The organism is Kaistia geumhonensis, from assembly GCF_030815145.1.
GTDB lineage: Bacteria > Pseudomonadota > Alphaproteobacteria > Rhizobiales > Kaistiaceae > Kaistia > Kaistia geumhonensis.
On sequence record NZ_JAUSWJ010000001.1, the window covers coordinates 252,190 to 277,060 of the forward strand.

The 24,871-nt window shown below is 65.2% G+C and carries 21 protein-coding genes and 1 tRNA gene; 17 read left to right on the forward strand and 5 right to left on the reverse strand.

Going from position 1 to position 24,871, the window contains the following annotated elements:
* Nucleotides 1-10 precede the first annotated feature (10 nt).
* From QO015_RS01220 to aspT, 4 genes are all read left to right on the forward strand, one after another.
* Nucleotides 11-1,072: an efflux RND transporter periplasmic adaptor subunit gene (locus QO015_RS01220; RefSeq protein ID WP_266282008.1), complete on the forward strand. Its 1,062-nt coding sequence runs from the start codon at nt 11-13 to the stop codon at nt 1,070-1,072.
* Nucleotides 1,072-4,179: an efflux RND transporter permease subunit gene (locus QO015_RS01225; RefSeq protein ID WP_266282007.1), complete on the forward strand. Its 3,108-nt coding sequence runs from the start codon at nt 1,072-1,074 to the stop codon at nt 4,177-4,179. The genes QO015_RS01220 and QO015_RS01225 overlap by 1 nt, the downstream gene beginning before the upstream one ends.
* 388 nt (nt 4,180-4,567) lie before the next feature.
* The gene (locus QO015_RS01230) at nt 4,568-6,508 is read left to right on the forward strand and encodes an FUSC family protein (protein WP_266282006.1); all 1,941 of its coding nucleotides are present in this window, start codon (nt 4,568-4,570) and stop codon (nt 6,506-6,508) included.
* Nucleotides 6,509-6,563: 55 nt separating this feature from the next.
* The gene (gene aspT, locus QO015_RS01235) at nt 6,564-8,264 is read left to right on the forward strand and encodes an aspartate-alanine antiporter (protein ID WP_266282005.1); all 1,701 of its coding nucleotides are present in this window, start codon (nt 6,564-6,566) and stop codon (nt 8,262-8,264) included.
* Between the two features lie 31 nt (nt 8,265-8,295).
* On the opposite strand, the gene QO015_RS01240 is transcribed toward aspT, so the two are convergent.
* Nucleotides 8,296-9,183 (reverse strand): LysR family transcriptional regulator, encoded by an 888-nt coding sequence (locus QO015_RS01240; protein WP_266282004.1) that lies wholly within the window; start codon nt 9,181-9,183, stop codon nt 8,296-8,298.
* Nucleotides 9,184-9,686: 503 nt separating this feature from the next.
* Here QO015_RS01240 and QO015_RS01245 point away from each other — a divergent pair.
* From QO015_RS01245 to QO015_RS01295, 11 genes are all read left to right on the forward strand, one after another.
* The gene (locus tag QO015_RS01245) at nt 9,687-9,989 is read left to right on the forward strand and encodes an urease subunit gamma (protein WP_266282003.1); all 303 of its coding nucleotides are present in this window, start codon (nt 9,687-9,689) and stop codon (nt 9,987-9,989) included.
* 17 nt (nt 9,990-10,006) lie between these two features.
* The gene (gene ureB / locus QO015_RS01250) at nt 10,007-10,417 is read left to right on the forward strand and encodes an urease subunit beta (protein WP_266282002.1); all 411 of its coding nucleotides are present in this window, start codon (nt 10,007-10,009) and stop codon (nt 10,415-10,417) included.
* Between the two features lie 37 nt (nt 10,418-10,454).
* Nucleotides 10,455-12,173, forward strand: coding sequence for an urease subunit alpha (locus QO015_RS01255; RefSeq protein ID WP_266282001.1), 1,719 nt, complete (start codon nt 10,455-10,457; stop codon nt 12,171-12,173).
* 57 nt (nt 12,174-12,230) lie between these two features.
* Complete coding sequence (locus QO015_RS01260) at nt 12,231-12,629, forward strand: CrcB family protein (RefSeq protein ID WP_266282000.1); 399 nt, start codon at nt 12,231-12,233, stop codon at nt 12,627-12,629.
* On the forward strand, nt 12,626-13,009 hold the full coding sequence (locus QO015_RS01265) for a CrcB family protein (RefSeq protein WP_266281999.1): 384 nt from the start codon (nt 12,626-12,628) through the stop codon (nt 13,007-13,009). The genes QO015_RS01260 and QO015_RS01265 overlap by 4 nt, the downstream gene beginning before the upstream one ends.
* A 24-nt stretch (nt 13,010-13,033) precedes the next feature.
* Entirely contained in the window at nt 13,034-13,726 is a 693-nt protein-coding gene (locus QO015_RS01270; RefSeq protein ID WP_266281998.1) for an urease accessory protein UreE, read from the forward strand.
* A 41-nt stretch (nt 13,727-13,767) separates the two neighbouring features.
* On the forward strand, nt 13,768-14,448 hold the full coding sequence (locus tag QO015_RS01275; RefSeq protein ID WP_307288145.1) for an urease accessory protein UreF: 681 nt from the start codon (nt 13,768-13,770) through the stop codon (nt 14,446-14,448).
* A gap of 27 nt (nt 14,449-14,475) precedes the next feature.
* Complete coding sequence (gene ureG / locus QO015_RS01280) at nt 14,476-15,123, forward strand: urease accessory protein UreG (RefSeq protein WP_266281996.1); 648 nt, start codon at nt 14,476-14,478, stop codon at nt 15,121-15,123.
* 4 nt (nt 15,124-15,127) lie between these two features.
* Nucleotides 15,128-16,063, forward strand: coding sequence for an urease accessory protein UreD (locus tag QO015_RS01285; protein WP_266281995.1), 936 nt, complete (start codon nt 15,128-15,130; stop codon nt 16,061-16,063).
* Nucleotides 16,064-16,078: 15 nt separating this feature from the next.
* A complete protein-coding gene (gene yut, locus QO015_RS01290; protein ID WP_266281994.1) occupies nt 16,079-17,086 on the forward strand; it encodes an urea transporter in 1,008 nt (335 codons plus the stop codon).
* Nucleotides 17,087-17,220: 134 nt separating this feature from the next.
* Complete coding sequence (locus tag QO015_RS01295) at nt 17,221-18,462, forward strand: ammonium transporter (RefSeq protein ID WP_266281993.1); 1,242 nt, start codon at nt 17,221-17,223, stop codon at nt 18,460-18,462.
* A 163-nt stretch (nt 18,463-18,625) separates the two neighbouring features.
* Here the strand turns inward: QO015_RS01295 and QO015_RS01300 are convergent, their stop codons facing one another.
* From QO015_RS01300 to QO015_RS01315, 4 genes are all read right to left on the reverse strand, one after another.
* Nucleotides 18,626-19,657 carry an ABC transporter substrate-binding protein gene (locus QO015_RS01300; RefSeq protein ID WP_266281991.1) on the reverse strand — a complete coding sequence of 344 codons (1,032 nt, stop codon included), beginning with the start codon at nt 19,655-19,657 and terminating at the stop codon, nt 18,626-18,628.
* Nucleotides 19,658-19,685: 28 nt separating this feature from the next.
* Nucleotides 19,686-20,480 carry an ABC transporter permease gene (locus tag QO015_RS01305; RefSeq protein ID WP_266281989.1) on the reverse strand — a complete coding sequence of 265 codons (795 nt, stop codon included), beginning with the start codon at nt 20,478-20,480 and terminating at the stop codon, nt 19,686-19,688.
* Nucleotides 20,477-21,304, reverse strand: coding sequence for an ABC transporter ATP-binding protein (locus tag QO015_RS01310; protein WP_266281987.1), 828 nt, complete (start codon nt 21,302-21,304; stop codon nt 20,477-20,479). Before QO015_RS01310 ends, QO015_RS01305 begins: the two co-directional genes overlap by 4 nt.
* A 309-nt stretch (nt 21,305-21,613) precedes the next feature.
* Nucleotides 21,614-21,703, reverse strand: a tRNA-Ser gene (locus tag QO015_RS01315).
* 485 nt (nt 21,704-22,188) lie between these two features.
* Between QO015_RS01315 and QO015_RS01320 the strand changes: the two genes are divergently transcribed.
* Together QO015_RS01320 and QO015_RS01325 are read left to right on the forward strand one after the other, a co-directional pair.
* A complete protein-coding gene (locus tag QO015_RS01320; RefSeq protein ID WP_266281985.1) occupies nt 22,189-22,953 on the forward strand; it encodes a CDP-alcohol phosphatidyltransferase family protein in 765 nt (254 codons plus the stop codon).
* Complete coding sequence (locus QO015_RS01325; RefSeq protein WP_266281983.1) at nt 22,950-24,563, forward strand: alkaline phosphatase family protein; 1,614 nt, start codon at nt 22,950-22,952, stop codon at nt 24,561-24,563. Before QO015_RS01320 ends, QO015_RS01325 begins: the two co-directional genes overlap by 4 nt.
* The last annotated feature ends 308 nt before the right edge of the window (nt 24,564-24,871 follow it).

The following is a 24,871-nucleotide window of genomic DNA, read 5'->3' on the forward strand; positions in this document are numbered from 1 at the left end:
GGCAGTTCCGGTGACGATCGGCACTGCCGAGAAGAAGGATGTTCCGCTCTACCTGACGGGGCCGGGAACCGTCACGCCCAACGCGAGCGTCAGGATCACCAGCCGCGTGGACGGCACGATCCAGCAGATCGCGTTCACGGAGGGACAGGACGTCAGGAAGGGGCAGCTGCTCGCCCTGATCGATCCGCGTCCGTACCAGGCCGTTCTCGATGCCGCCAAGGCCAAGCTGCAGCAGGATCAGGCCGGGCTCGCCAATGCGCAGCTGATCCTCACCCGTTACGCGACGCTCCAGAAGAACGGGTTCAGCACCGAGGAAAATCTCGACACGCAGAAGAGCCTCGTCGCCCAGTATCAGGCGGGCATCACCGGAGACGAGGCGGCGATCAGTGCCGCCGAGACCAATCTTTCCTATACGCGGATCGAGGCGCCGATCGACGGACGTACCGGGCTCCGGCTCGTCGACGAGGGCAATGTCGTGCGCGGCGCCGACGCGACGGCGATCGTCGTGCTCACACAGCTGAAGCCGATCACGATCATCGCGCCGATGCCGGAGGCCTCCCGCCCGGCGCTCACCGCCGCGCTCGCCCGCGGGACGGTCGTCGCCGACGCCGTTTCCAAGGCAGATGGCAGTGTCATCGCCGCCGGCAAGCTCACGGTGATCGACAACGCCATCGACCCGGCGAGCGGGACGCTCAAGGTCCGCGCCCTGTTCGACAATGGCGATCTTGCGCTCTGGCCGGGCCAGTTCCTCGATCTCCGCGTCACACTCGACGTGGCACGCGGAGCGACCACGGTGCCGTCGTCGGCCATTCAGCGTGGCGAGGGCGGACTTTTCGTCTATCGCGTCGGTTCCGACAACCGGGTCACGGCGCAGTCCGTCACGGCGGGGACCATCGGCGGCGGCGTGGCGGTCATCACGTCCGGCCTCGCCCCCGGCGACCGCGTCGCTACCTCCGGGCAGTTCCGCCTGGCGCCGGGCGTCAGCGCCGTGGATAGCCCTGCCGCAGCGGGATCGCAGCAGCCAGCCGCTCCGTCCGGCGCGGGCAAGACGACAGGCACGGGGGAGGGGTGATGTCGCTCTCCTCATGGTTCATCCGCCATCCTGTCGGTACGTCGCTGCTGATGGCCGCACTCCTGGTCGCCGGCATCGCCGCCTATCCGCAGCTGCCCGTGGCTCCGCTGCCAGAGGTCGAGTTCCCCACCATCCAGGTGACGACATCCTTGCCTGGCGCGAGCCCCGAGACGATCGCCTCTTCGGTGACGCAGCCACTCGAGCGACAGCTTGGCCAGATCTCCGGCCTCGCGCAGATGACCTCGGTCAGCACGCTCGGCAACAGCGCGATCACACTGCAGTTCGACCTCGACCGTCCCATCGACGGCGCGGCGGAAGACGTGATCACCGCGATCAACGCCGCGGCCGGGCAACTGCCGACCGGCCTCCCGGCGCCGCCGACCTACCGCAAGGTCAACCCCGCCGACGCGCCGATCATGGTGCTCGCGGTTTCATCCGCGACGCTGCCGATCATCACCGTCGACGACTACGCCGAGAACGTCCTGGTGCAGCGGCTGAGCCAGGTGCCCGGCGTCTCGCAGGTCAATGTGCTCGGCCAGCAGAAGCCGTCCGTCAGGGTGCAGGTCGACCCTGAGCGGATCGCGGCGATGGGCCTTTCGCTGGAAGATGTCCGCGGCGCCCTCGTCCAGACGACGACGAATGGTCCGAAGGGCACGGTTCAGGGGCCGCTTCGCAGCTTCACGATCACCGACAACGACCAGATCCTCGCCGCCGAACCCTGGAACGACCAGGTCATCGCCTATCGCAACCAGGCGCCCGTGCGCATCTCGGATATCGGCCTCGCCGTGGCGGCTGCCGAGAACTCGGAACTTGCGGCCTGGGCCGACGAGAGGCCGGCGATCCTGCTGCCCGTCTACAAGCAGCCGGGCGCCAATGTCATCGCGACTGTCGACGCGATCAAGGCCATGCTGCCGCAACTGGAAGCCGCGATGCCGCGGGCGGTCGATGTGCGCATCCTCAGCGACCGCACCGGCACCATCCGCGCTTCGATCGACGATGTGCAGCGGACACTGATCATCACGGTGGTGCTGGTGGTCGCGGTGATCTTCGCCTTCCTTCGCAGCATCCGTGCGACCGTGATCCCGGGCCTGGCGGTGCCGCTCGCCATCATTGCAAGCTTCGCGGTCATGCTGCTTTGCGGCTTCAGCCTCGACAATCTCTCCCTGATGGGCCTCAGCATCGCTGTCGGCTTCGTGGTCGACGACGCCGTGGTGATGCTGGAGAACATCGACCGCCATATGGAGGGTGGGGCCAGTCCGCTCGACGCCGCCCTGAAGGGGGCGTCCGAGATCGGCTTCACGATCCTCTCCATCAGCCTGTCGCTGATGGCCGTCTTCATTCCGCTGCTCTTCATGGGCGGTATCGTCGGACGCCTGTTCCGCGAGTTCGCGGTGACGGTGACGGCGACGATCGCCATCTCCGCCGTCGTCTCGCTGACACTCACCCCGACGCTTTGCGCGCTGTTCCTCAAGGCGAAGCGCCCCGGCGCGGAAGGGCGCTTCTTCCGCGCGTCCGAGCGCTTCTTCGAGGCCATGCTTCGCTTCTATGCCGGCGTGCTCGACTGGGCGCTGGGCCATCAGCGCATCGTCCTCGGCATCTTTCTCGCGACACTGGTCGCGACCGGGGCCGCCTTCGTCGCGATCCCGAAGGGCTTCTTCCCCCTGCAGGATACCGGTCTCATTCTCGGCGTCTCGCAGGCGGCAGAGGACATCTCCTTCGCGGATATGAAGGATCGCCAACTGGCTCTGGCACGCGTCGTCGCCGCGGATCCGGATGTCGCGAGCATCGGCATGGCGGTCGGCGCCACGCCGGGCCAGACGGTCAACTCGGCGCGCATGTTCATCACGCTGAAGCCGCGCGACCAGCGCCAGGCCTCGGCGAGCGAGATCATCCGGCGGCTGCAGCCGAAGCTGCTCGCGGTCCAGGGCATCCGTCTCACCATGCAGTCCGTGCAGGATGTGACCGTGGGCGGCAGGGCCTCGGCGGCGCAGTACCAGTATACGCTCCAGGACGGCGACAGCGCCGAGCTCTATGCCTTCGCGCCTCGCCTCCTCGACGCGCTGCGCAAGCTGCCGGAACTGACCGAGGTCGCCAGCGACCAGCAGGACGCGGGCGCCTCGCTCAGCCTCACGATCGATCGCTCGCAGGCGGCGCGCTTCGGCATCTCGCCCACGGTCATCGACAATGTCCTCGACGATGCCTTCGGACAGAGGCAGGTCACGCAGTATTTCACGGAGCTCAACAGCTACCACGTGATCCTCGAGGTTACGCCGGCGATCCAGAACAGCCCGGCGGTCCTCGACCGGATCTATGTGCCGTCGCCGATTACCGGCAAGCAGGTCCCGCTCAGCGTGCTGGCAAGATGGACGAGCGCGAAGACGAGCACTCTCGCCATCAATCACCAGAGCCAGCTACCCTCCGTGACGCTGTCGTTCAACACGGCTCCGGGCGTCGCGCTCAGCGATGCGGTGGCGGCGATCGGCCGGGCGGAAGCCGGCCTCGGCCTGCCGGCCACCATCCAGACATCGTTCCAGGGCAACGCCGCCGCGTTCCAGTCCTCGCTCGCCAGCGAGCCCCTCCTCGTCCTCGCCGCGCTGGCGGTGATCTACGTGATACTCGGTGTGCTCTACGAGAGCACGATCCATCCGCTGACCATCCTCTCGACGCTGCCGTCGGCCGGTCTCGGGGCTCTGCTCATGCTCTGGGCCTTCGGCTTCGATTTCAGCGTGATCGGCCTCATCGGCGTCATTCTCCTGATCGGCATCGTCAAGAAGAACGGCATCATGATCGTCGATTTCGCACTCGCCGGCGAGAAGGAGCGGGGTCTGTCGCCCGAGGCGGCGATCCGGGAGGCCTGCCTGATGCGCTTCCGGCCGATCATGATGACGACCATGGCGGCGCTGCTCGGCGGCGTGCCGCTGATGCTCGGGAGCGGCACCGGCTCGGAACTGCGCCAGCCGCTCGGCTATGCCATCGTCGGCGGCCTCGTCGTCAGCCAGATCCTGACGCTCGTCACGACGCCGGTCGTCTTCCTCACGCTCGACCGATTCGCGAAGCGTCTGAAAGCCCTGCGGAGCAACGCCGAGGCGCCGGCCCAGCCGTCTTGAGCCGACTACCGTGACCGGATGCAGTCGAGTCGCGTCTCGATCCAGGACGATCACACCTCGACGAAGTCGCTCTGCTTGGGCCTGCCGGGGGTGATGTGTTGGCATTTGGCACAATGTTCATAGCAATATTATGAGTATATAAATTCATCTGCATATATCACGGATATCGATAAATGATGCGGCCAGACAGAGGTTAGGATAATAAGTCTGATAGTTATAGTATACATGGGTGGTAAGTGCTGATTCTGGATTTATTTACAAAGCGCTGATTGCACTGTATCCAGCAATTGGAGGCGGACGGGTTTCGGCGATCATTGATCGGCGACGATGGACGCTGCGTGGAGGTGTCGTGCCACCGGGACGGCCCGAAGCCGAGGAGAACCCCGACATGGCCGAAGCCATGCACCAGAGCGAGAGTGGAATGACCGCCGCCGATCGGGCGCAGCCGGGACGCTGGCTCCGCCGGCTTGCCGCAATGCATGACGCACGCTGGGATGTCGGGCATTCGATCCGGGCAGCGATCACCATCGGACTTCCGTGGGTGGGTGGCTTTGCCGTCGACCATGTCGTCTCTGCGATGTGGATTTCATTTGGCGCCCTGATGGCTTCATCGGCGGAACGCTCCGGCGACGTGCGCGGACGTCTACCCGTCGTCATCGGCGCAACCGCGATCGGTGCGGCCGGCTTTCTTGCGGGATATCTCGACGGGCTGCCCCTGGCAGCGATCGTCCTGATCATGGCGGCGTTGGGCGGCGTTGCCGGTGTTGTCGCCGGTTTCGGAGCCGTCCTGTCGCTCGGCACGATGCAGGCGCTGCTCACCGCCAGCATCGCAATCGGCATTCCGGACATCGGCCCGTTCTGGCAGCCCTCCCTGTTCTATCTTGCGGGCCTCGGCTTCTACGCCCTCCTTTTCGTCATCGAGGCGGCGTTCACCGGAGAGAGGAGCCGGAAGGCGATCGTCGACGACCTCGTGTCGGCTTTGGCCGATCTTGCGGCGTGTCGCGGCGGGTTGCTGGCGGGAACCACGGGCACGGACTCGGTTGAAGCGGCGCGCCGGGTCGCGACGGCACGCCTCGACGATCTCGGATCGGCCATGCTGCGCGCTGCTCGTTCATCAACGTCTGGAGGCCGCGCGGAGGCTGACCATCTCGCGGCTGTGCTCGCCCGATGCGACGCTGCCTTCCTGTCGATCATGGCGGCGCCAGAGGCTGCCGGCCTCGCGGCTGCCGCGCAGCGGCTTCGGGCGCCGCGCGAGCGCAACGCCGCAATCGCGGCAGGCAACGACGCGCTGGGCGCCGCGATCGATCAACTCGCTGCATCTCTGGCCAACCCGTCCGACGCGAGGGGCGAGCCGGACTCCGGGCGGCGTTCGCCGGCGCATCGAGCGGCTTCCAGGCCGCTTGCCGACCGGCTGAGGCCCGCGCCGACCGCCGCCACCGACGCGGCGAAGCTGGCGCTCTGTCTCGGCCTCGCCTATTCCGTCCGCTTCGTCGATGGCGCAGAGCACTGGTTCTGGGTCCCTTTGACCGTCAGCCTTCTCATGAAGCCCGATCTCGGCTCCGTATTCGCGCGCGCCGCCTTGCGCATCGCCGGGACAGTGGTCGGTGCCGCGATCGGTGCGCTGATCCTCGCGGTGATGCCGAAGACGGGATGGGTCGGGCTTCCGATCGCGATCCTCGCGGGCCTCGTTCCCTGGGCGATGCAGAAATCCTACGCCTTGCAGGCGGTCGTGCTGACGCCGCTCGTTCTCATTCTCGTCAGTGCGCTCGCGCCCGGTCCGTTCAACGTGGACTACGGCACCCAGCGGATCGTCGATACCGCCATCGGCGGCGTGATCGTCCTCGTTTTCGGTTACTTCCTCTGGCCAAAGGCAAAGGCCGACATATTCGCGGCTGCCTTCGCCGAAGCGAGGCGCCAGATCGCGGCCTATGTCATCGAGCCGAAGCTGCCTGAGAGGCGGCGTGCTGCCTATCGGGCGCTGGCCGGAATGCGGCGCCGGCTCGAACCACAGCTCGCCGAGCCCCCGCCGGCTTCCGACGAGGCGGCCGCCTGGGTGCCGCTGGTGGCGGCCGCGGAGCGCATTTGCGATCATGTCTCCATCTATGCGACCAGCACCGGAACACCGACCGGGCCGACTGGTGAGGGCAAGGCACTGGCCGCGCTTGGCGCCTATATCGCCATGACCCCCACCGCACGGGAAACGCTCTCGGCACCTGATCCCGGCGCAGGGAGCGCGGCCCTCGCGAAACTCCACGGTGACGTTCTGGCGGAAATCCACCACATGGATCGCCTGCGCGCGGAAAATGCCCGCTTCATGGCGACTGCGTGATCTCGGGGCGGGCCATCATGACGCCCGCTCTTGTCCTGATGGTTCAGGAGGCCGGATGATCGTTTCCCAGGAGATCCTCGACTGGCTGGTGACAGCGCTGCGCAACAACCCGGCGATCGCGCTCTTTCTCGCGGTTGCGATCGGCTATCCTGTCGGCACCCTCAGCTATCGCGGGCTGAGCATCGGGACCGTCGCCGCCACCTTGATCGCCGGGCTGATCGTCGGCCAGTTCGATATCCAGATATCGAGTAACGTCGCGACCGTCTTCTTTCTGCTCTTCCTGTTTGCAATCGGCTACCGCGTCGGCCCGCAATTCGTCCGCGGCGTCGCCCAGGACGGCGCCCCGCAGGCGCTGTTCGCTGTCATCGTCTGCGCCATGATGCTGGGCACGGCTTACGGCGTCGCAAGGCTCGCGGGCTATGATGTCGGCTACGGCGCCGGCCTGTTCTCGGGCGCTGCCACGTCCTCGGCGGCGCTCGGCCTTTCGACCAGCGCCATCCAGGGGCTCGGCCTCTCGCCGGACGCGGCGCGGGCCATGGTCGGCTCGCTGTCCACCGCCTTCGCCATGACCTACATCTTCGGCACCATCGGCCCGATCCTCATACTCTCTCAGCTCGGCCCGCGATTGTTGCGCATCGACCTCCCGGCGGCTTGCCGCGCCTATGAGAAGCGGATGGGCGGGACAGGGAACAGCTCCGGAAGCGCATGGCACCATTACATCATGCGCACCTATCGCCTGCTCGATGACAGTCCGCAGGTTGGCAAGCGGGTGGACGAGGTTGAGACGATGGGCTCTCCCGGCCGCTGCTTCCTCGACCAGATCCGCCGCGGCGAGCAGCTTCTGGCCGCGCATGAGGGAACTGTTCTGAAGGCCGGCGACATCGTCAGCGTCGCAGGGACGAGGTCGACGCTCCGCCGCATGTTCGCTGCCGGTGCCGAAGAGGTCGAGGATCGGGAGATGCTGGCCATTCCGCTCGGGGGCGTCGACATCGTCGTCACGCGGCGCGCGTTCGACGGCAAGACACTGGCCGAACTGGCGCAGATGGAGCCGACGCACGGCATCTTCCTGACGCGCATCCGTCGCGGCGCCATGGGCGATGACATACCAATCCTGCCGCAGACGACCGTTCATCGCGGCGACGTCCTGACTGTCGTCGGCCGACCGCAGCGCATCCGCGCCTCGACGGGCGCCATAGGCCGTGCCGATTTCTCCCGGGAAGAAACCGACGTCCCGGCGATGTTCATGATGATCGTCGTCGGAGCGTTGATCGGCGTGCCCGTCCTGACGCTCGGGGGCGTTCCGCTCACGCTCTCCATCGCCGGCGGCGTACTGCTCGCCGGCATCGCGTCAGGATGGCTGCGCTCCGTTCACCCGACATTCGGCAATGTGCCGAATCCCGTCGTCTGGTTCATGAACGCCGTGGGGCTCAATCTCTTCATCGCGGTCATCGGCATCAATGCCGGGCCGAGCTTCGTTTCAGGTGTCCGCGACGTGGGAATGAGCCTGTTCCTGTGGGGCATGCTCGTCACCAGCCTCCCCCTCATCCTCGCCATGGTCCTGGGGAAATACGTCTTCCGCTTCGATGACGCGGTCGTGCTCGGCTGCTGCGCGGGGGCGAGCGCCTCGACTGCGGCGCTGGGGCTGCTCACCGACCAGGCGAAAAGTCAGGTCCCGACGCTGGGCTATACGATCCCCTATGCCGTCTCCAATACGCTGCTCACGATCGGCGGGATCCTGATCGTATCTCTCCTGTGACGGAGCGCGCGAGCCACGCCGCGTCGCCACGTCAGTCGTGGCTGGCTTTGCCTGCGGTTCGAACCGCGAGTTCGCTCAGGATCGCATGAAAGGCGCCCGTGGCCGCGTCCGAATGCGCAGAATTGCTCTCGATGACATAGGAGAGCTTGCCGAGAGCGGGGAGGGCGAATGTCTCGGGCACCTCGCTGAGATACGGCTTCCTGAAGCTGCGGCCGATCGCCATCACGCCGAGGCCCGAGCGCGCCGCTGCAAGCTTGCCGAGCAGGTTGCTGCATTCGGCAACCTCGATCCACTGGCGGCGTCCTGCGAGGAGGGCCGATTCCGCGATGCTCCGGGTGATGCTGGGATTGATGTAGGAGATGAGCGGCACGGGATCAGCGGCGCGGAGCTGCAGCGAGGGGTGGGCGATCCAGATCAACTGCTCTTGCCAGAGCGCGGTACTCGCCGAATCTGCATGGCTCTTACCGAGTATAATATCGACCTCGCGCGAACGCAGGACGTCGCGCAGGTGTTCGTTGCGGCCCGTGATGAATTTCAGGCCGAAATCGGGAAACTGCGCCCGGAAGATGCCGAGGACTTGCGGCAACTGGGTGGTTGCGAACTCGTCCTCGATGCCGACCTTGAGGAAGCCTTTCAGCTCCGGTCGGGACAGACGGATGCGCGCTTCCTCCGAAAGGGCGAGGATAGAGCGTGCATAGATCAGCATCGCCTCGCCGTCTTGGGTCAGCTGAACCTGTCGCGTCGTCCGCTCGATGAGCCTGCGATTGATCCTCTTCTCGAGGCGCGCAATTCGCTGGCTAACCGTCGATTGAGAGCAGCCGATCTCGACGGCCGCAAGGCTGAAACTCTTCTTCGTCGCCACGATGTCGAACGCCCGCAACTCGTCGGTATCGACAAGACTATCGCGCTCGCGAATCACTGACTTCCCCCAGCATCGCATTTGAGATGCGCCCTTATGCAAGGCGGTCGTGGGCGGTGGCCAGACCTGGCCCTTCGGGCATGTTCAGTTATCGGCGAGACTGTCCTTCAAGGTGGTGATTGATCGGCTTCCGAATCGTCCGGTGGCCGTTGCATGCGCTTCGGGAAAGAAGGGGCGGTGACGGCTTCCGGATCGCGAAAAGGGCCGATCCGGAGGCCTTGCCCGCGATGGCGACGGCAGGGCACGCTTTTCGGCGTGGTCAAATTCAAGCTGGACCGCCGTTTCCGGGCCATTCTGACCCTTCGGGGGAAGCGCCCCGCCCACAGCAATGCGTAAGATCGATGCATCGCAACGAACTTATTCTTCACCCCGATATATGGTCTCCCGGAGCGATTGGGGATGGTGCCGCGAAACCTCCTCGTGTAACTTCTGATTGCGTACGAAGCTTCAGCTGGTGCGGGGCGCCGGCGTGGTTGACGCATGCAATTGCCGAGGAACATCCGATGCACTTTACTCCGAGGGAAACGGATAAGCTTCTGATCTACATGCTTGCGCAGATCGCGCAGAAGCGGAAAGACCAGGGGCTTAAGCTCAATCATCCGGAGACTGTCTCACTGATCTCCGTTGCTGCGCTCGAAGGCGCGCGCGCTGGCAAGACGGTTGAAGAAGTGATGGAACTCGCCAGCAAAGCCATCACGCGCGACGACGTGATGGAGGGTGTCCCCGAGATGATCCCCTATGTCCAGGTCGAGGCCGTCTTCACGGATGGCAGCCGTCTGGTGACCGTTCACGATCCCATCAAGTAGCTGCCGAGGGGGCCATCATGACTGCAGAGCCAAGGAAGGTGCCCGTTGGCGGGCTCGTTCTCGCGGACGGCGACATCGAGATCAACGCCGGCTATCCGACCACGACCCTGAAGGTGCGCAACACGGGCGACCGGCCGATCCAGGTCGGCTCGCATTTTCACTTCTTCGAGGTGAACGCTTCGCTCGAGTTCGACCGCGCCCAGGCCTTCGGCAAGCGGTTGAACATCCCCGCGACGACGGCTCTGCGCTTCGAGCCCGGCGACGAGAAGGAAGTGGTCCTCGTCCCGTTCCAGGGCAAGCAGCGCATCATCGGCTTCAACGGCCTCGTCGACGGCTGGGTAGGCGACGAGAACTACAACGACTACCGCCCCCGTCTCGCCGACGCGCTGGAGCGGGTGACCCGTTACGGGTTCAAGAACAAGTCGTAACGCGCCACCTGATCAATTCTGGCATTGGAGCTTTGAGATGGCAAAGATCTCGCGGCAGCAGTATTCCGATCTCTACGGTCCGACGACCGGCGACAAGATCAGGCTCGCTGATACCGATCTCTATATCGAGATCGAGAAGGATCTCCGCGTCTATGGCGAGGAGGCCGTGTATGGCGGCGGCAAGACGCTCCGCGACGGCATGGGCTATGACAACGAGCTGACGAGCGCCGCGGGCGCGCCAGACCTCGTCATCACGAATGTGACCATCCTTGATGCCATCCAGGGTGTCATCAAGGCGGATGTCGGCATCAAGAACGGCCTCGTCTGCGGCATCGGCAAGGCCGGCAATCCTTCGATCATGTCGGGCGTGACGACAGGGCTCGCGCTCGGACCGGGGACGGATGCGATCTCGGGCGAGCATCTCATCCTGACGGCCGGCGGGATCGACGCCCACGTTCATTACATCTCGCCCCAGCAGGCCCAGGCGGCTCTGTCGAACGGCATCACCACCGTGTTCGGCGGCGGCATCGGCCCCACCGACGGCACCAACGGCACCACCATCACCCCCGGCACGTGGAACATCGAGATGATGCTCCGCTCCTTCGACGGCTGGCCGGTGAATGCCGGCGTGCTGGGCAAGGGCAACGGCTCGGCGCCGGTTCCGCTTGAGGAGCAGCTGCGCGCCGGTGCTGCGGGCTTCAAGATCCACGAGGACTGGGGCTCGACGCCGGGCGCGATCCGAAACGCGCTGACTGTCGCCGACAATTACGACGTCCAGGTCTGCATCCACACCGATACCCTGAACGAAGCCGGCTTCGTCGAGAACACGATCGCCGCCTTCGAGGGCCGGACGATCCACACCTACCACACCGAAGGCGCCGGCGGCGGCCATGCCCCGGACATCATCCGTGTCGCCAGCCTCTCCAACGTCTTGCCGAGCTCGACCAATCCGACGCTGCCCTATGGCATCAACTCGCAGGCCGAGTTGTTCGACATGACGATGATCTGTCACAATCTCTCGCCGAAGATTCCGACGGACGTCGCCTTCGCCGAAAGCCGCGTCCGGGCCGAGACCATTGCGGCGGAGAATGTGCTGCACGATCTCGGCGCGATCTCCATCCTTTCCAGCGACAGCCAGGCGATGGGACGCATCGGCGAGAACTGGATGCGGAGCATGCAGACCGCCGATCTCATGAAGCAGCGCTTCGGCGCCTATGAGGGCGACAGCTCCGGCAATGACAATGAGCGCGTCCTGCGCTTCGTCGCCAAGGTGACCATCAACCCTGCGATCGCGCAGGGTGTCAGCCATGTCATCGGCTCGATCGAGGTCGGCAAGATGGCCGACCTGATCCTCTGGGAGCCGGCCTTCTTCGGTGCGAAGCCGAAGATGGTCATCAAGGGCGGCATGATCTCCTGGTCGCTGATGGGCGATCCGAACGCCTCGCTTCCGACCCCGCAGCCTGTGATGTACCGCCCGATGTTCGGCGCGCAGGGCTCGGCGCTGGCGAGGACGCGTATGACCTTCACCTCGCGCGCGGCGATCGATGAGGGCATCGTCGATCGATACGAGCTGAAGTCGCAGGTCGTCCCGGTCTACGGCACGCGGACGGTCACCAAGAGCGCGATGGTTCGCAACTCGGCCATGCCGAAGATCGAGGTCAATCCCGAGACCTTCGCGGTTACCGTCGACGGCAAGCACGCCACGATCGAACCGGCGAGGCGTATCCCGCTGAGCCAGCTGTACTTCTTCAGCTGAGGCATCGCATCGCCGCTGCGGGCGATGAGCCCCGCAGCGGCGTCACAAGGCATGCCGATGGATGCGAACGATTTCCTGTTGATCGGGGTGGGTGGGGGGCTCGGATCGCTGCTGCGCTGGCAACTGGGGCGCGTGATCGACCGGCTTCTGGGCACGGCCTTCAAGTTCAGCACGCTGACCATCAACCTGTCGGGCGCTCTCGTGATTGCCTATCTTTCGACGCTCCTGGCGATCGGCTGGGAGCATCGTTACGGCACCGTCGTCACCTCTCTTCTGCTGACGGGTCTGCTCGGCGGCTACACCACCTTCAGCACCATGCAGCTCGATGCCGTTCAGACATCCCGCGCCAATGGGCATGCGCTGGCAGTGGTCTACCTCGTCTGCTCCGTCGGCGGGGGGCTGCTGGCGGCCGCTGCCGGCGTTGCGCTGGCGCGGAGCCAGGGGGTCGGGCCATGACGACGGCTTCCGTGCTCGTGTTCGTGGGTGGAGGAGCCGGCGCTGTCGTGCGTGAGCTTCTGGTGCTTGCGCTCGGCCGCTACAGCGCGGCTTTCCCGGTCGACATTTTCGCCGCAAACATGCTGGCCTCGTTTCTGCTCGGCCTCGTCTTCGGTCTCCATCAGGTGCGGCGGACGTCCGACAATGTCGCGCTGCTGATCTCGACCGGATTCTGCGGCGGCATGTCGACATTCTCGACCTTTGCCTTCGGCGCCTATTCGGAGATGGCGTCGCCGGGCGAGTTCGGCCTTTCGCTTCTCTACGTCATCGCCAGCCTGGTCATGGGCTACGGCGTCACTCTGCTCGGACTTCAGACGGCGGCGCAGTTTCGCCGCGCCTGACGTCGGCGCACCCGGAGGTACATCGTGATTCTCGTCGAAACCAAGCTTGGCAACCTCTCCGAACCGGTCTGGCAGGAGCGAGCAAGGCGTGCCCTGGTCGATCCGCTCGTCCTGGAGCAGTGGGAGGCTCCCAAGAACCGGCTGCGCAAGGCGAGCGAGGGTGGCATCGAACTCGCGATCTCGCTCCCGCGAGCGGAACAGCTGCATGATGGCGACGTGCTCCACTACGACGAGGCGAACAATGTCATCGTCGCCGCGCGCATCGCACTCAAGGAAGTGCTGGTGATCGAGCTTGAGGGCATCGAGAAGCTGTCGCCGGCCGAGATCCTGCGCACCAGCTTCGAGCTCGGCCACGGTCTCGGCAACCAGCATTGGCCGGCCGTGATCAAGGGGACGACCGTCTATGTGCCGCTATCCGTGGACCAGAAGGTCATGGCGTCGGTCATGCGCACCCATGCCTACCAGCATGTGACGACGCGTTTCGCCCCCGGCGAGGAAATCGTCGCCAAGCTGGACGCCAAGGAGGCCCGCCTTCTCTTCGCCGGCGCGGATGCGGTTCCGCACCACCATCACAGCGTCCGCGATGACGCTCATGCGCATTCCCACTCCCACTCCCACTCCCATGATCATGCCCACCCCCACGAGCAAGATCATGCCCACGAGCACGAGCACGGCCACGCGCATCCGCATGGCCATTCGCATTCGAGGGGCAAATGATGGCGGACGCCGGAATCGGCGGAGGTGGGGCGACGGGCGGGATGGCGCATCTTGCGCGGCTGTTGCAGCTCTCGGATTCCACTTTGCCGATCGGCTCCTTCGCCTTCTCCAACGGCCTCGAATCCGCGCTGCAGACCGGCGTGGTGAAGGACGCCGAGAGCCTTCATCGATATGTCGAGATGATGCTGCGCCAAACAGCGCGGATGGACGGCGTCGCGCTCCTGCATGCTCATCGCGCCGCGTTGGCCGGAGACGGCGATGCCATCAGGCATGCTGACCAAGAGCTTTTCTGCCGCCGTGTCGGTGAAGAGCAGCAGATGATGCTGACCCGGGTCGGCAAGAAATTCGCGGAACTCACCCTGAAGATCACGCCGTCGCCGGCCCTGGAGCGGTGGCTTGCCGATATCCGGTCCGGCCTGACGCCGGGCTGCTATCCGGTGGGCCAGGCGGTCGCGCTCGCTCACCTGGGCGCCAGCGAGCGCGAGGCGTTCGTGATGCACCAGTATGGCGTCGGGTCGATGATCCTCTCGGCCGCGCTGCGCCTGATGCGCATCGATCATCTCGAAACGCAGCGTATCCTCTTCCGCGCCCAGGCCCGGGTCGAGGACGACTATTGCGGGGCGCGCGATCTCACGCTCGAGGAGATGTCGTCTTTCGCGCCCATCTTCGATGTCCTCGTCGCTCATCACACGACCACGCATGTCCGCCTGTTCATGAACTGAACAGAGCGGCGGCAAGGAGAGCAGCTCATGAAGAAGATCACCCGTATCGGCATCGGCGGACCCGTCGGCTCCGGCAAGACCGCGGTCATCGAGACCATCACGCCCCGCCTGATCGATCTCGGCATCAAGCCGCTGATCATCACCAACGACGTCGTGACGACGGAGGACGCCAAGCAGGTTCGGCGTACGCTGAACGGCATCCTGGTCGAGGAGAAGATCGTCGGCGTGGAAACCGGCGCATGCCCGCATACGGCGGTGCGCGAAGACCCGTCGATGAACATCGCGGCGGTCGAGGAACTCGAGGAGAAGTACCCCGACAGCGACGTCATCCTGATCGAGTCGGGTGGCGACAATCTCACGCTGACCTTCAGCCCCGCGCTGGCCGACTTCTACATCTACGTCATCGATGTCGCGGCGGGCGACAAGATCCCGCGGAAGAATGGGGCCGGGGTCTGTCAGTCCGACATCCTCGTGATCAACAAGAAGGATCTGGCTCCCTATGTCGGCGCCAGCCTCGAAGTCATGGACCGTGACTCCAAGCTGATGCGCGGCAAGAAGCCGTTCCTCTTCACCAACTGCAAGACTGGCGAGGGCATTGACGATCTCATCCGCATGATCCTCGACATGGCGCTCTTCGACGTGAAGGTCAAAGAGCCCGCGACTGCGAGCGCCTGACACGATGGCACTTCACGAGCAGCTCGGACGCCTCGATGCGGCGCGCGAGGTCAGCGGCTATCAGGGCGAGCCGGCGCAGATGCGCGCGGCGGCGCCCGGCAAAGTCGGCGAGCTTCGACTCGGCTTTGCACTCCGTGGCGGTCGCTCGGTGCTTTGCGATCTCTATCGCGTGGCGCCTCTGCTCGTGCAGCGTGCCCTCTATTTCGACGAGGCCATGCCCGAGCTCCCGATCTGCTCGATCATCTCGATTGGTGGCGGCATCCTGCAGGGCGACAGATACCGGATCGACATCCGGGTCGAGGCGGGCGCGTCGGCCCATGTGACATCGCAGAGCGCCAATCGCGTCCATCAGATGGATGCGAACTACGCCTCCCAGCATCAGACGATCGCGGTCGAGAGCGGCGCCTATCTCGAATACCTGCCCGATTTCACGATCCTCTACCGCGACTCCCGCTTCATCAGTCAGACGGATCTGGTCGTCGCCGAGGATGCGACGGTGCTCTACGGCGAAATGGTCCTTGCCGGCCGCAAGCATCATCACGTCGAGGAGCGGTTTGGCCTCGATCTGCTTTCGATGGCGATATCGATCCGCCGTCCCGATGGCAGGAAGCTCTTTGCCGAAAAGCTCCTGATCGAGAAGGGCGACGCAATGATCGATCATCCCGCGGTCATGAAGGGCTTCGACGCCTTCGCCAATATCCTCTGCATCACCCCTGAGGCTGTCGCATCGCGGATCGTCGAACGGTACGAGAACCGTTTTCCGGAAGGCGAGGCGAGAGCGCTTTCGGGCGTCAGCCGCCTGCCGAACGGCGCCGGCCTCATGCTGCGAGCCGTCGGCATCGAGAGCTACGACGTCCGCCGCGAAGTCCGCCGCTTCTGGACAATCGTCCGGGAGGAAGCCCGCGGGCGCACCCTCCCCACCGAATTTCTCTGGCGCTGATTGAAAGAGATATCCATGGCCGAGCTCAAGCGCAGTTTCGCGACGGACTGTCTCAAGGGGACAAGCCAGGTCTTCTTCATGGAGAACGCGGTCACGGGCGCCCTGTTCTTCGTCGCGATGGCCTACGCGTCCTACGCGTCCGGCGTCTGGGCCACCACAATTGGATCGGCCGTCGGCGTCGTTGTCGCGACGTTGACCGCGCGCTTGCTCGAATGCGACGAGAAATCGATTGAGTCCGGCCTCTTCGGTTTCAACGGCGTCCTTGTCGGCGCCGCACTGCCGACCTTCATTGCTGCCTCTCCCCAGCTATGGGTCTATGTGGTTGTCGGCTCGGCTGCGAGCACGGTGATCACTGCGGCTTTCAGCGCGACGCTGACTGCAAAGTGGGGCATACCGGGATCGACGGGTCCCTTTGTGCTGACCGGGTGGCTGATGGTCGCGGGCGCCTATTCGTTCGGGGCGCTTGATGTGACGGGCGATGCGCCGAAGCTCGCCACCGACTATCTCCAGGGGCTGCAGCCGATCCCGGCGCCGATCGAGCTGGTCCAGATTTTCTTCCGCAATATCGGCCAGGTCTATCTGCTCGGCAGCGAGATCTCTGGCGTCATCATACTTCTCGGAATCTTCATTGCATCTGTCCCCGCCGGTATTGCCGCGGCGCTCGGCTCGCTGGTCGCAATGGTCGTCTCGATCGGGATGGGCGCCGATCCCGTCGTGGTCAGCCAGGGCCTCTATGGCTTCAGCCCGGTGCTGACGGCCATGGCTGTGGGTTTGATCTTCCTGGAGAAGTCGCCGCGGGTGGCGATCTACGCCTTGCTTGCGACCGTGGTGACGGTGTTCGTGCAGGGTGCGCTCGACGTCATCGTTTCGCCGATGGGAATTCCGTCCTTCACCGCCCCCTACGTGCTGACGATGTACCTGTTCATCGCACCGAAGAAGCTGCTGGCGCCCCATCCCCACCAGCCGGTCGCCGGCCACATGGTGGGCCGCGCGAAGCCGGGGGCCGCGGTCGCAGGGAGCTGACGCCGAGGGCAGGCTTGATACTGCCGTCGAAGCCAACGCCTTCCCGATGGCCGATCATCGGGAAGGCATCCGAATTGCCCATTGCGTGCTTCGCCGACACGGTCGGAGACCACGCGTGAACGGAGGGAAACCCGATGCAAGCCATCAGTGCCGGTGACACCGCCTTCGTCCTCATGTGCACGGCGCTCGTGTGCATGATGACGCCCGCTTTGGCCTTGTTCTATGGCGGGCTCGTGCGGCAGCGCGACATGCTGTCGATCATGATCCAGAACTTCGTCTGCATCGGCGTGGTCGGCCTCATCTGGGTCTTCGGCGGGTTCAGCCTCGCCTTCGGCCCAGATATCGGCGGCGTCATCGGCAGCATCGGGACCTATTTCGGCATGTATCATGTCGGGATCGAGCCCAATCCGACCTATGCGGCATCCGTGCCGTTCATGCTGGTCTTCGCCTATCAGATGATGTTCGCCATCATCACGCCGGCGCTGATGACCGGAGCCTTTGTCGGCCGCTTCCGCTTCGGCGCCTATCTTCTGTTCATCGCGCTGTGGACGATCATCGTCTATCTCCCGGCGGCGCACTGGATCTGGGGCGGTGGTTTTCTGGCGAAGCTCGGCGTCGTCGATTTCGCCGGCGGAATCGTCATCCACACGGCGGCCGGCTTCTCCGCGCTCGCAACCGCGAAATATCTCGGCAAGCGCAAGATGCCGGCGGGCGAGCCGGAATCCTCGCCGGCCAGCCTGCCGCTCGTGGCGCTTGGCGCCGGGCTACTCTGGTTCGGCTGGTTCGGCTTCAACGCCGGCGGCGCCTATGCCGCGGACGCGCTGGCGGCCTATGCCTTCACCAACACGATGCTGGCCGGTTCGATCGCCATGCTGGTGTGGATGTTCTGGGAATGGCGCGAGAGCGGGCGGGCGTCCTTCTCGGGCGTCCTCGTCGGCGCCGTAGCCGGCCTCGCGACGATCACCCCGGCCTCCGGCTATGTCGAGCCGATGGCGGCGCTGGCCATCGGTGCCCTCGGCGCGACCGCCTGCTATCACGCCAAGCATGTTCAGAAGGCGCTCGGCATCGACGACACGCTGGAGGTCTGGCGCGCGCATGGCGTCGGCGGCATGACCGGCGCAATCCTGATCGGCGTGCTGGCGAGCTCGCATATCAACAAGGTCGAAGCGAGCGTTGGCCAACTCGGCATTCAGGTGCTCGCAGTCGCGATCGTCGCGGTCTACGCCTCGGTGATCACCCTCGTCCTGCTGAAAATACTCGACGCCTTCGGCATCCTCCGCGTGCCGGACGCGATCCAGATGTCCGGCCTCGACAAGGCCGAGACGGGCGAGAGCGCCTACCATCTCTGGGGCATGGACCGCTCGCTCCCGAAATAACGAGGATAGGCGATCCTCTCGTCATTTGGACGAAAAGCCAGCACGTCCGGCCGCAGAGGTCGGGCGTGCGTCACAAATTCTAAGGCCGGTCCGGCTCGAACTCTACGATGAGTCAGACCGTCGCCGTTGGGCGCTGTGGCCAACATAGTGACGGCTTGGGCGACTATCGGTCTCTTGCCTTGACCAGGAACGAGTCGTCGAAGGTCTTGGAGAAATCGATGCTCGACGCGTTGAAGCTCGGATCCGTCGTGGCGATGAGGTTGAGCGCACTCTTCATGCTGGCCTCGTCGATGGCGCCGTCCGTCGAATAGGATTCCCGTGAGGCGATGAAAGCCTTGATGTAAAGGTCCTTGTCGCCCAGCCAGTACTCCTCGGGAACGGTCGCGGCGACCTCTTCCGGTGTCGCCGTCTCCAGCCATTTCAGCGTGCGGTAGAAGGCGTTGGTGAAGGCCTGAACCGTCTTCGGGTTCGCCTTGATGAAGCTCTCCTTGAAGTAGACCACCGCGGCAGGGTTCATCCCGCCGAAGAGTTGCTCCGTCCCCTCCGTCGTGCGGGTGTCGATCAGCACGTCGATGAGGCCGAGATCCTGCAGCTTCGATATGACCGGATCCAGATGCGCGATCGCGTCAATCTCGCCCCTTTGCATGGCGGCTACGGCCGAAGGGCCGCTGCCGACGCCGATGAACGACGCATCGTCGGACTTCAGCCCGGCCTTGGCAAAGGCATACTGGACGAGGATGTGCGTCGACGAGCCCGGCGCGGTGACGCCGATCTTGGCGCCTTTGAGATTCGCGACCGTTTTCAGCTTGTCGGCTTCCGACTTGCGCACCGCGAGCACGATTCCAGGATAGCGGCCAAGATCGATGACCGCGCGGATATCCTGCTTCTTCTGCTGCATCCGGATGGTGTGCTCATAGGCTCCGGTCACACCGTCCACGGAGCCGCCGATCAGCGCCTGCAGCGACTTGGCGCCGCCACCGAAATCATTGATCGCGACATTGAGCCCCTCGTCCTTGAAGGAGCCCAGCCGCTCTGCGAGCGTCAGCGGGAGATAGTAGAGAAGCGGCTTGCCGCCGACACCGATGGTGACATTCGGCTTCTCGACCTCGGCGGCTTCGGCCACATCTAGGCCCGGCAGTGCGCCAAGCCCCTGCAGGACGAGGCTCGCGGCCAGAAGCAACGCCTGGACCTTCATGGATATTCCTCCCTCTTTGTCAGATTGCTCAGGTCTCGTTGCTGGCCGCCTGCGGGCGCCAGATAAGGAGGCGCCGCTCGACCCGCGTCACCAGCCAGTCGATGAGGAGAACGAACGCGGCCAGAATGACCATGCCGGCGAAGACGCCGGTCACGTCGAAGACTCCCTCGGCTTGATGTATGAGATAGCCGAGGCCGGCGGCCGATCCGAGATATTCGCCGACCACCGCGCCGACGAGGGCGAAGCCGACCGCGGTGTGGAGCGAAGAGAACATCCACGACATCGCCGACGGCCAATAGACGTTTCGGAACAGTTGGCGCTCATTCATCCCCATCATGCGCGCATTGGCAAGCACGACCGGGCTCACCTCCTTCACGCCCTGATAGACGTTGAAGAACACGATGAAGAACACCAGCGTCACGCCGAGCGCCACCTTCGACCAGATGCCGAGGCCAAACCACAGCATGAAGATCGGCGCCAGCACGACGCGCGGCAAGGCGTTCGCCATCTTCACATACGGGTCGAAAACGGCTGCGACTTTCGGCTTGCGGGCGAACCAGAAACCGACCACGACCCCGCCGACCGAGCCGATGACGAAAGCGAGCACGGTCTCGGTCAGCGTAATCCAGAGGTGCTTCCAGATCGTGCCGGTGACGAACAGCGAGACGACCCGCGAAAAGACGTCCAGGGGCCTGGAGAAGAAGAACTCCGGCAGAAGCTCGCGACCACCGATCGAAACCGTTGCGCCGAATTGCCAGACGAGGAGCGCCAGGAACGCTACCAGGATCTGCAGCAGGAGGAGCTTTGCAGGATGCAGCTTCATGGCGTCTTGCTCGTCGGGCGCAGCCCGTCTTCATAGGCCTTGGCGACCTCGGCCCTGAGTTCGTTCCAGATGGCCCGGTGGATCGCGTGGAAGGCCGGATCAAGGCGTATCTCTGCGGCATCGCGCGGTCGAGCAAGCGGAACAGGAAAATTGCCGATGATGCGTGACTCGGGTCCGGCCGACATGATCACGACGCGGTCGGAGAGGGCGATCGCCTCTTCGAGGTCATGCGTGACGAAGAGGACCGCCTTGCGATCCTCGGCCCACAGTCCAAGGAGCAGAGCGCCCATGATCTGGCGGGTCTGTGCATCGAGCGGCCCGAACGGTTCGTCCATGAGCAGGATCTTCGGCTGCCGCACGAGAACCTGTGCGAGGCCCACGCGCTTGCGCTGGCCGCCGGACATCTGATGCGGGTAGCGGTCACCGAAGCGCGCGAGACCGATCTTCCCCAGCCATTCCTGCGCTTCCTCCAGCGCCTCTTTGCGCCGGACGCCCTTCACCTCGAGCCCAATCGCGACATTGTCGAGCGCGGTCTTCCACGGCATCAGGGCATCCTGCTGGAACAGATAACCCGCCTTGCCATTTAGCCCATGCAGGGGCTCGCCGAAGATGCGAACGCTGCCTTGTGAGGGCCGCAGCAGCCCGGCCGCCACGTTCAGCAGCGTGGACTTGCCGCAGCCGGTCGGACCGACGATCGCGACGAATTCGCCGTCGTTCACGTTGAGCGACGTGGGGCTGACGGCCTTGTAGTCAGCCCGGCCGGCGATGACGAAACTGATGCCGACATCGTTCAGCGACACGGCGATCGGCCGGGCGACTGACACCGCTTCAACCGTCCCCGCGCTCTGCGCTAGCGGACCAGGCTGCATCCCTGTTCCTTTTTGGCGTGACCAATGTGAAGGCTATGAACGAAGCAACTGAATGGAATTAGCTTTGTCTGACACGCGGCAGGCTAATGCGCTTTCAGCCAACTACTCGGCCGCTGGTTAAGATCAGCACAACTGGAACTAAGATCTCTGGAAGAGTGCCGCAGAGTTCGGAGTGGCGATGACGGCGCCCGTCGCGGTCTCGCGTGAGGGCGGACACGAAGCCTCAGCTGTCGGCAACTGGGGGCTCTCCGTGTGGCCTGAAATTGGCGGATGGGGTGGGATTCGAACCCACGGAGGGCTTGCACCCTCGGCGGTTTTCAAGACCGCTGCCTTAAACCACTCGGCCACCCATCCGAGCCTTGAACGCGTCAGCATTTCAGGCTCGGCGCTCGCTGCCGCGAAACGCACTTCTGCCGGCTTGCTACCGAACGGCCTCCGGGCCTCGGCTTTACCGCGCCCCCGATCGTCGCGTCAACTCGCTCGGCCGCGCCGGCGCCGATGCACGTCAGGACGTTCGATGTTGTCCAGCATCACCGCGATCGTCGTAAGGCCAGGTCGGTTCCGAGCACCCTTCTCGTTCAGCCGCTGCCTCATCGCCTTGGTCAACCAAGTCGTCCCGTCGTCTATCTTGCGCTCGATCCCCAGCGGTTGCTCTAGTCGGTATGCGGGGACTGGATAGTGCCTTGGTCGTGAGCGCTTCCCCGGTAACGCTGCTGGCGCAAGCCCGACCTGTTGTTGCGATCTGCGGCTGCCGATGGTGTGGCACAGGGGCCGAGCCCTGTGTGCAGCGAGCCGACCACACGGCTTGACATCACAGCGTGCGCGCTAACTCTCGGCTCATGAGCATTGCCGCAACCGCGCTCGGCCGGCTGTCCCGGTTCTGCCGCGTCTTCGATGCGCCGTCGCCTTCGGGGGCGGCGGCGCGGCTTTTCGCCTGGACCCTGCTCATGGCGGCGCTGACGGCGGCGATCGCGCAGCGTCTCGAGCCTGCCGGCATTCCGCTCGGGATCAGCCTGTTCGCTTTGATGGCCGGCCTGGCGGTCGCGGGTTTGCGCAGCGGCTATCCTCATGCGCGCCTCGGCCTCTGCAACATCGTCACGCTCAGCCGCGCCGCGCTCGCGTCGTCGCTCGTCGCGCCTTTGGCGGTGCCGGAGCCGATTGGAAACGTCGACGCCTGGCTCGTCGTCAGCGTCGCCACGATCGCGCTGGCGCTCGACGGGATCGACGGATGGCTGGCGCGGCGCAGCGGCCTCGCATCGTCATTCGGCGCGCGCTTCGACATGGAGGTGGACGCGGCCCTCGGGCTCATCCTCGCCTTGCTGGTGCTCGATTCCGGCAAGCTCGGGTCCTGGGTCCTCGTGCTCGGCGCGATGCGCTATGTCTATGTCGCAGCCGGACTCGCGGTGCCGTGGCTGAACGGCTCACTGCCCGAAGCCTTTCGCCGCAAGGCGATCTGTGTCGTCCAGATTGCGGCCCTGATCGTCCTCAACGCGCCTGCCGTGAGCGGTCCGCCCGCCGCCTTGCTGGCGGCGGCGGCGACGCTGGCGCTCGGCTGGTCGTTTGCCATCGACATCGTCTGGCTCGCCCGGAGGCGGACATCGTGACCGGGCTGCGCCGGCCAGGGCTCGTCGCGCTCGCCTTCGCCGCTCTCGTTTTCAACCTCGTGCTCATCGCGCCGAACTCGCCTGAAGGCGTCACGGCCGCAGCGGCGTTTCAGCTCCCGCTGGAACTCCCGGCCATCCTGTTGATCCTCGCGGCCTGTCCGCCGGGCTCGATCTGGTCCCTGCTGCTGCGCGCGGTTCTGGTCGCCGCGCTCATGTCCCTCGCGGTCCTTAAGCTCGCCGATATCGGCACGATCCTGGCCTTCGCCAGGCCGTTCAACCCGGCCGTCGACCTCCATCTCGTCGAAGCCGGCATCAGGCTGGCGAGCAGCGCGTTGGGAGCATGGCTGGCGCTGGCGACGCTGGCCGGCGCCATTCTGGTGCTCGCGAGCCTCGCCGCGCTCCTGTGGTGGGCAAGCGGCTGCTGGTCGGGGCTCGCTCCCGCACGGATCACGTTGGCCGCGGCCGGCCTTGTCGCGGTCATCGTGGTTGCCGGGGGCGCCGGCGCGCTTCCGCTTCGCTTCCCGCTCACGGTATCGGCGAGCCGCCTCATGGCCGATCGCCTCGATACCTATGCGGCGACGCGCGCCGATCTCGTCCGCTTCCGCGCCGATGCCGCGAGCGATCCCTTCGCCGGGGCAACGGCTCTCTTCGACCGCCTCGCCCGCCGTGACGTACTCATCGTGTTCGTCGAGAGCTATGGTCGCTCCAGCTTCGACAACCCGCTCTATTCTCCGACCCATCTCGCGACGCTCCGAGAGGCCGAGCGGCGTCTCGCCGCGGCCGGCGTCGTGATGCGGTCTGGCTGGCTGACCTCGCCCGTCGAGGGCGGCCAGAGCTGGCTCGCCCACAGCACGCTCGAATCCGGGCTGATGATCTCGAACCAGACGCGATATCGCGCGCTGCTCGCAAGCCGTCGGGCCAGCCTCTATCACCTCGCTGCCGCATCGGGCTTCCGCACGGCCGCCGTAATGCCCGGCATCACCATGGCCTGGCCGGAGGGGCCGGAGCAGGGATTCGAGACCATCCTCGCGGCCGCCGATCTCGGCTATCGCGGGCGGCCGTTCAACTTCGTGACGATGCCGGACCAGTACACCCTCGATGCCTTCGACCGCCTGATCCCGCGCGGATCCGGGGCCGGCCCACTATTCGCGCAAATTGTGCTGCTCTCCTCGCACGCTCCCTGGGTCCCCGTTCCGCCGCTGATCCCCTGGAGCGAGGTGGGAGACGGTACCGTCTTCGACCGGTGGGCAGATTCGGGCGATCCGCCCGAAATCGTCTGGCGGGACCAGGATCGCGTGCGCGATCAGTACCGGCAGGCGATCGACTATTCGCTGCAGACGATCCTGTCCTATGCCGAGCGCCACGCGCGCAGGCCGCAGCTGATGGTCATTCTCGGCGACCACCAGCCGGCCCCTTTCGTCGCCGGAATTCAGAGCCGGGACGTGCCCGTTCACCTGATCGGCCCCCCGGACATTGTGGCGGCGTTCGGTGACTGGGGATGGAGCAGCGGCCTCGTTCCGGACGGTGACGCGCCCGTCTGGCCGATGAGCGCGTTCCGCGATCGGTTCATCCGCGCCACGAGCACCAAAGCGCCCCCAGCCACGAAGTGATCAGGCCGGTGGAATGACGGCTGCGACCGAACTGAAGGACCGTCGCCGCAAAAGACGCGGCGACCCATCCGGTTTGCGGCTTGTTCGGGCGGGACGGCACAGCATCCACGCGAGCGTTTTCCCTTCAGACACTGGACGAACGCGCGAAGAGCCGGGCAACGACGGCCGTGGTGCCGCCAGCGGTCGAGATCGGATCAAGGGCGTGGAGCGGCCGGCGCGTGCAACCGGCTCATGGACCTGCCCTAGGGCATCCGCGACGAGGCGACATGCTTGCTCTGGTCTCGCGCCATCAGCGCTGAGAGCACCGT

Excerpts from the sequence above, each read along its gene's own strand:
- ureB (WP_266282002.1), top strand. The coding sequence starts at position 10,007 with ATGACTGCAGAGCCAAGGAAGGTGCCCGTTGGCGGGCTCGTTCTCGCG.
- QO015_RS01245 (WP_266282003.1), top strand. The coding sequence starts at position 9,687 with ATGCACTTTACTCCGAGGGAAACGGATAAGCTTCTGATCTACATGCTT.
- QO015_RS01230 (WP_266282006.1), top strand. The coding sequence starts at position 4,568 with ATGGCCGAAGCCATGCACCAGAGCGAGAGTGGAATGACCGCCGCCGAT.
- QO015_RS01285 (WP_266281995.1), top strand. The coding sequence starts at position 15,128 with ATGGCACTTCACGAGCAGCTCGGACGCCTCGATGCGGCGCGCGAGGTC.
- QO015_RS01275 (WP_307288145.1), top strand. The coding sequence starts at position 13,768 with ATGGCGCATCTTGCGCGGCTGTTGCAGCTCTCGGATTCCACTTTGCCG.
- QO015_RS01260 (WP_266282000.1), top strand. The coding sequence starts at position 12,231 with ATGGATGCGAACGATTTCCTGTTGATCGGGGTGGGTGGGGGGCTCGGA.
- QO015_RS01320 (WP_266281985.1), top strand. The coding sequence starts at position 22,189 with ATGAGCATTGCCGCAACCGCGCTCGGCCGGCTGTCCCGGTTCTGCCGC.
- QO015_RS01265 (WP_266281999.1), top strand. The coding sequence starts at position 12,626 with ATGACGACGGCTTCCGTGCTCGTGTTCGTGGGTGGAGGAGCCGGCGCT.
- yut (WP_266281994.1), top strand. The coding sequence starts at position 16,079 with ATGGCCGAGCTCAAGCGCAGTTTCGCGACGGACTGTCTCAAGGGGACA.
- QO015_RS01255 (WP_266282001.1), top strand. The coding sequence starts at position 10,455 with ATGGCAAAGATCTCGCGGCAGCAGTATTCCGATCTCTACGGTCCGACG.
- ureG (WP_266281996.1), top strand. The coding sequence starts at position 14,476 with ATGAAGAAGATCACCCGTATCGGCATCGGCGGACCCGTCGGCTCCGGC.
- QO015_RS01305 (WP_266281989.1), bottom strand. The coding sequence starts at position 20,480 with ATGAAGCTGCATCCTGCAAAGCTCCTCCTGCTGCAGATCCTGGTAGCG.
- aspT (WP_266282005.1), top strand. The coding sequence starts at position 6,564 with ATGATCGTTTCCCAGGAGATCCTCGACTGGCTGGTGACAGCGCTGCGC.
- QO015_RS01225 (WP_266282007.1), top strand. The coding sequence starts at position 1,072 with ATGTCGCTCTCCTCATGGTTCATCCGCCATCCTGTCGGTACGTCGCTG.
- QO015_RS01295 (WP_266281993.1), top strand. The coding sequence starts at position 17,221 with ATGCAAGCCATCAGTGCCGGTGACACCGCCTTCGTCCTCATGTGCACG.
- QO015_RS01300 (WP_266281991.1), bottom strand. The coding sequence starts at position 19,657 with ATGAAGGTCCAGGCGTTGCTTCTGGCCGCGAGCCTCGTCCTGCAGGGG.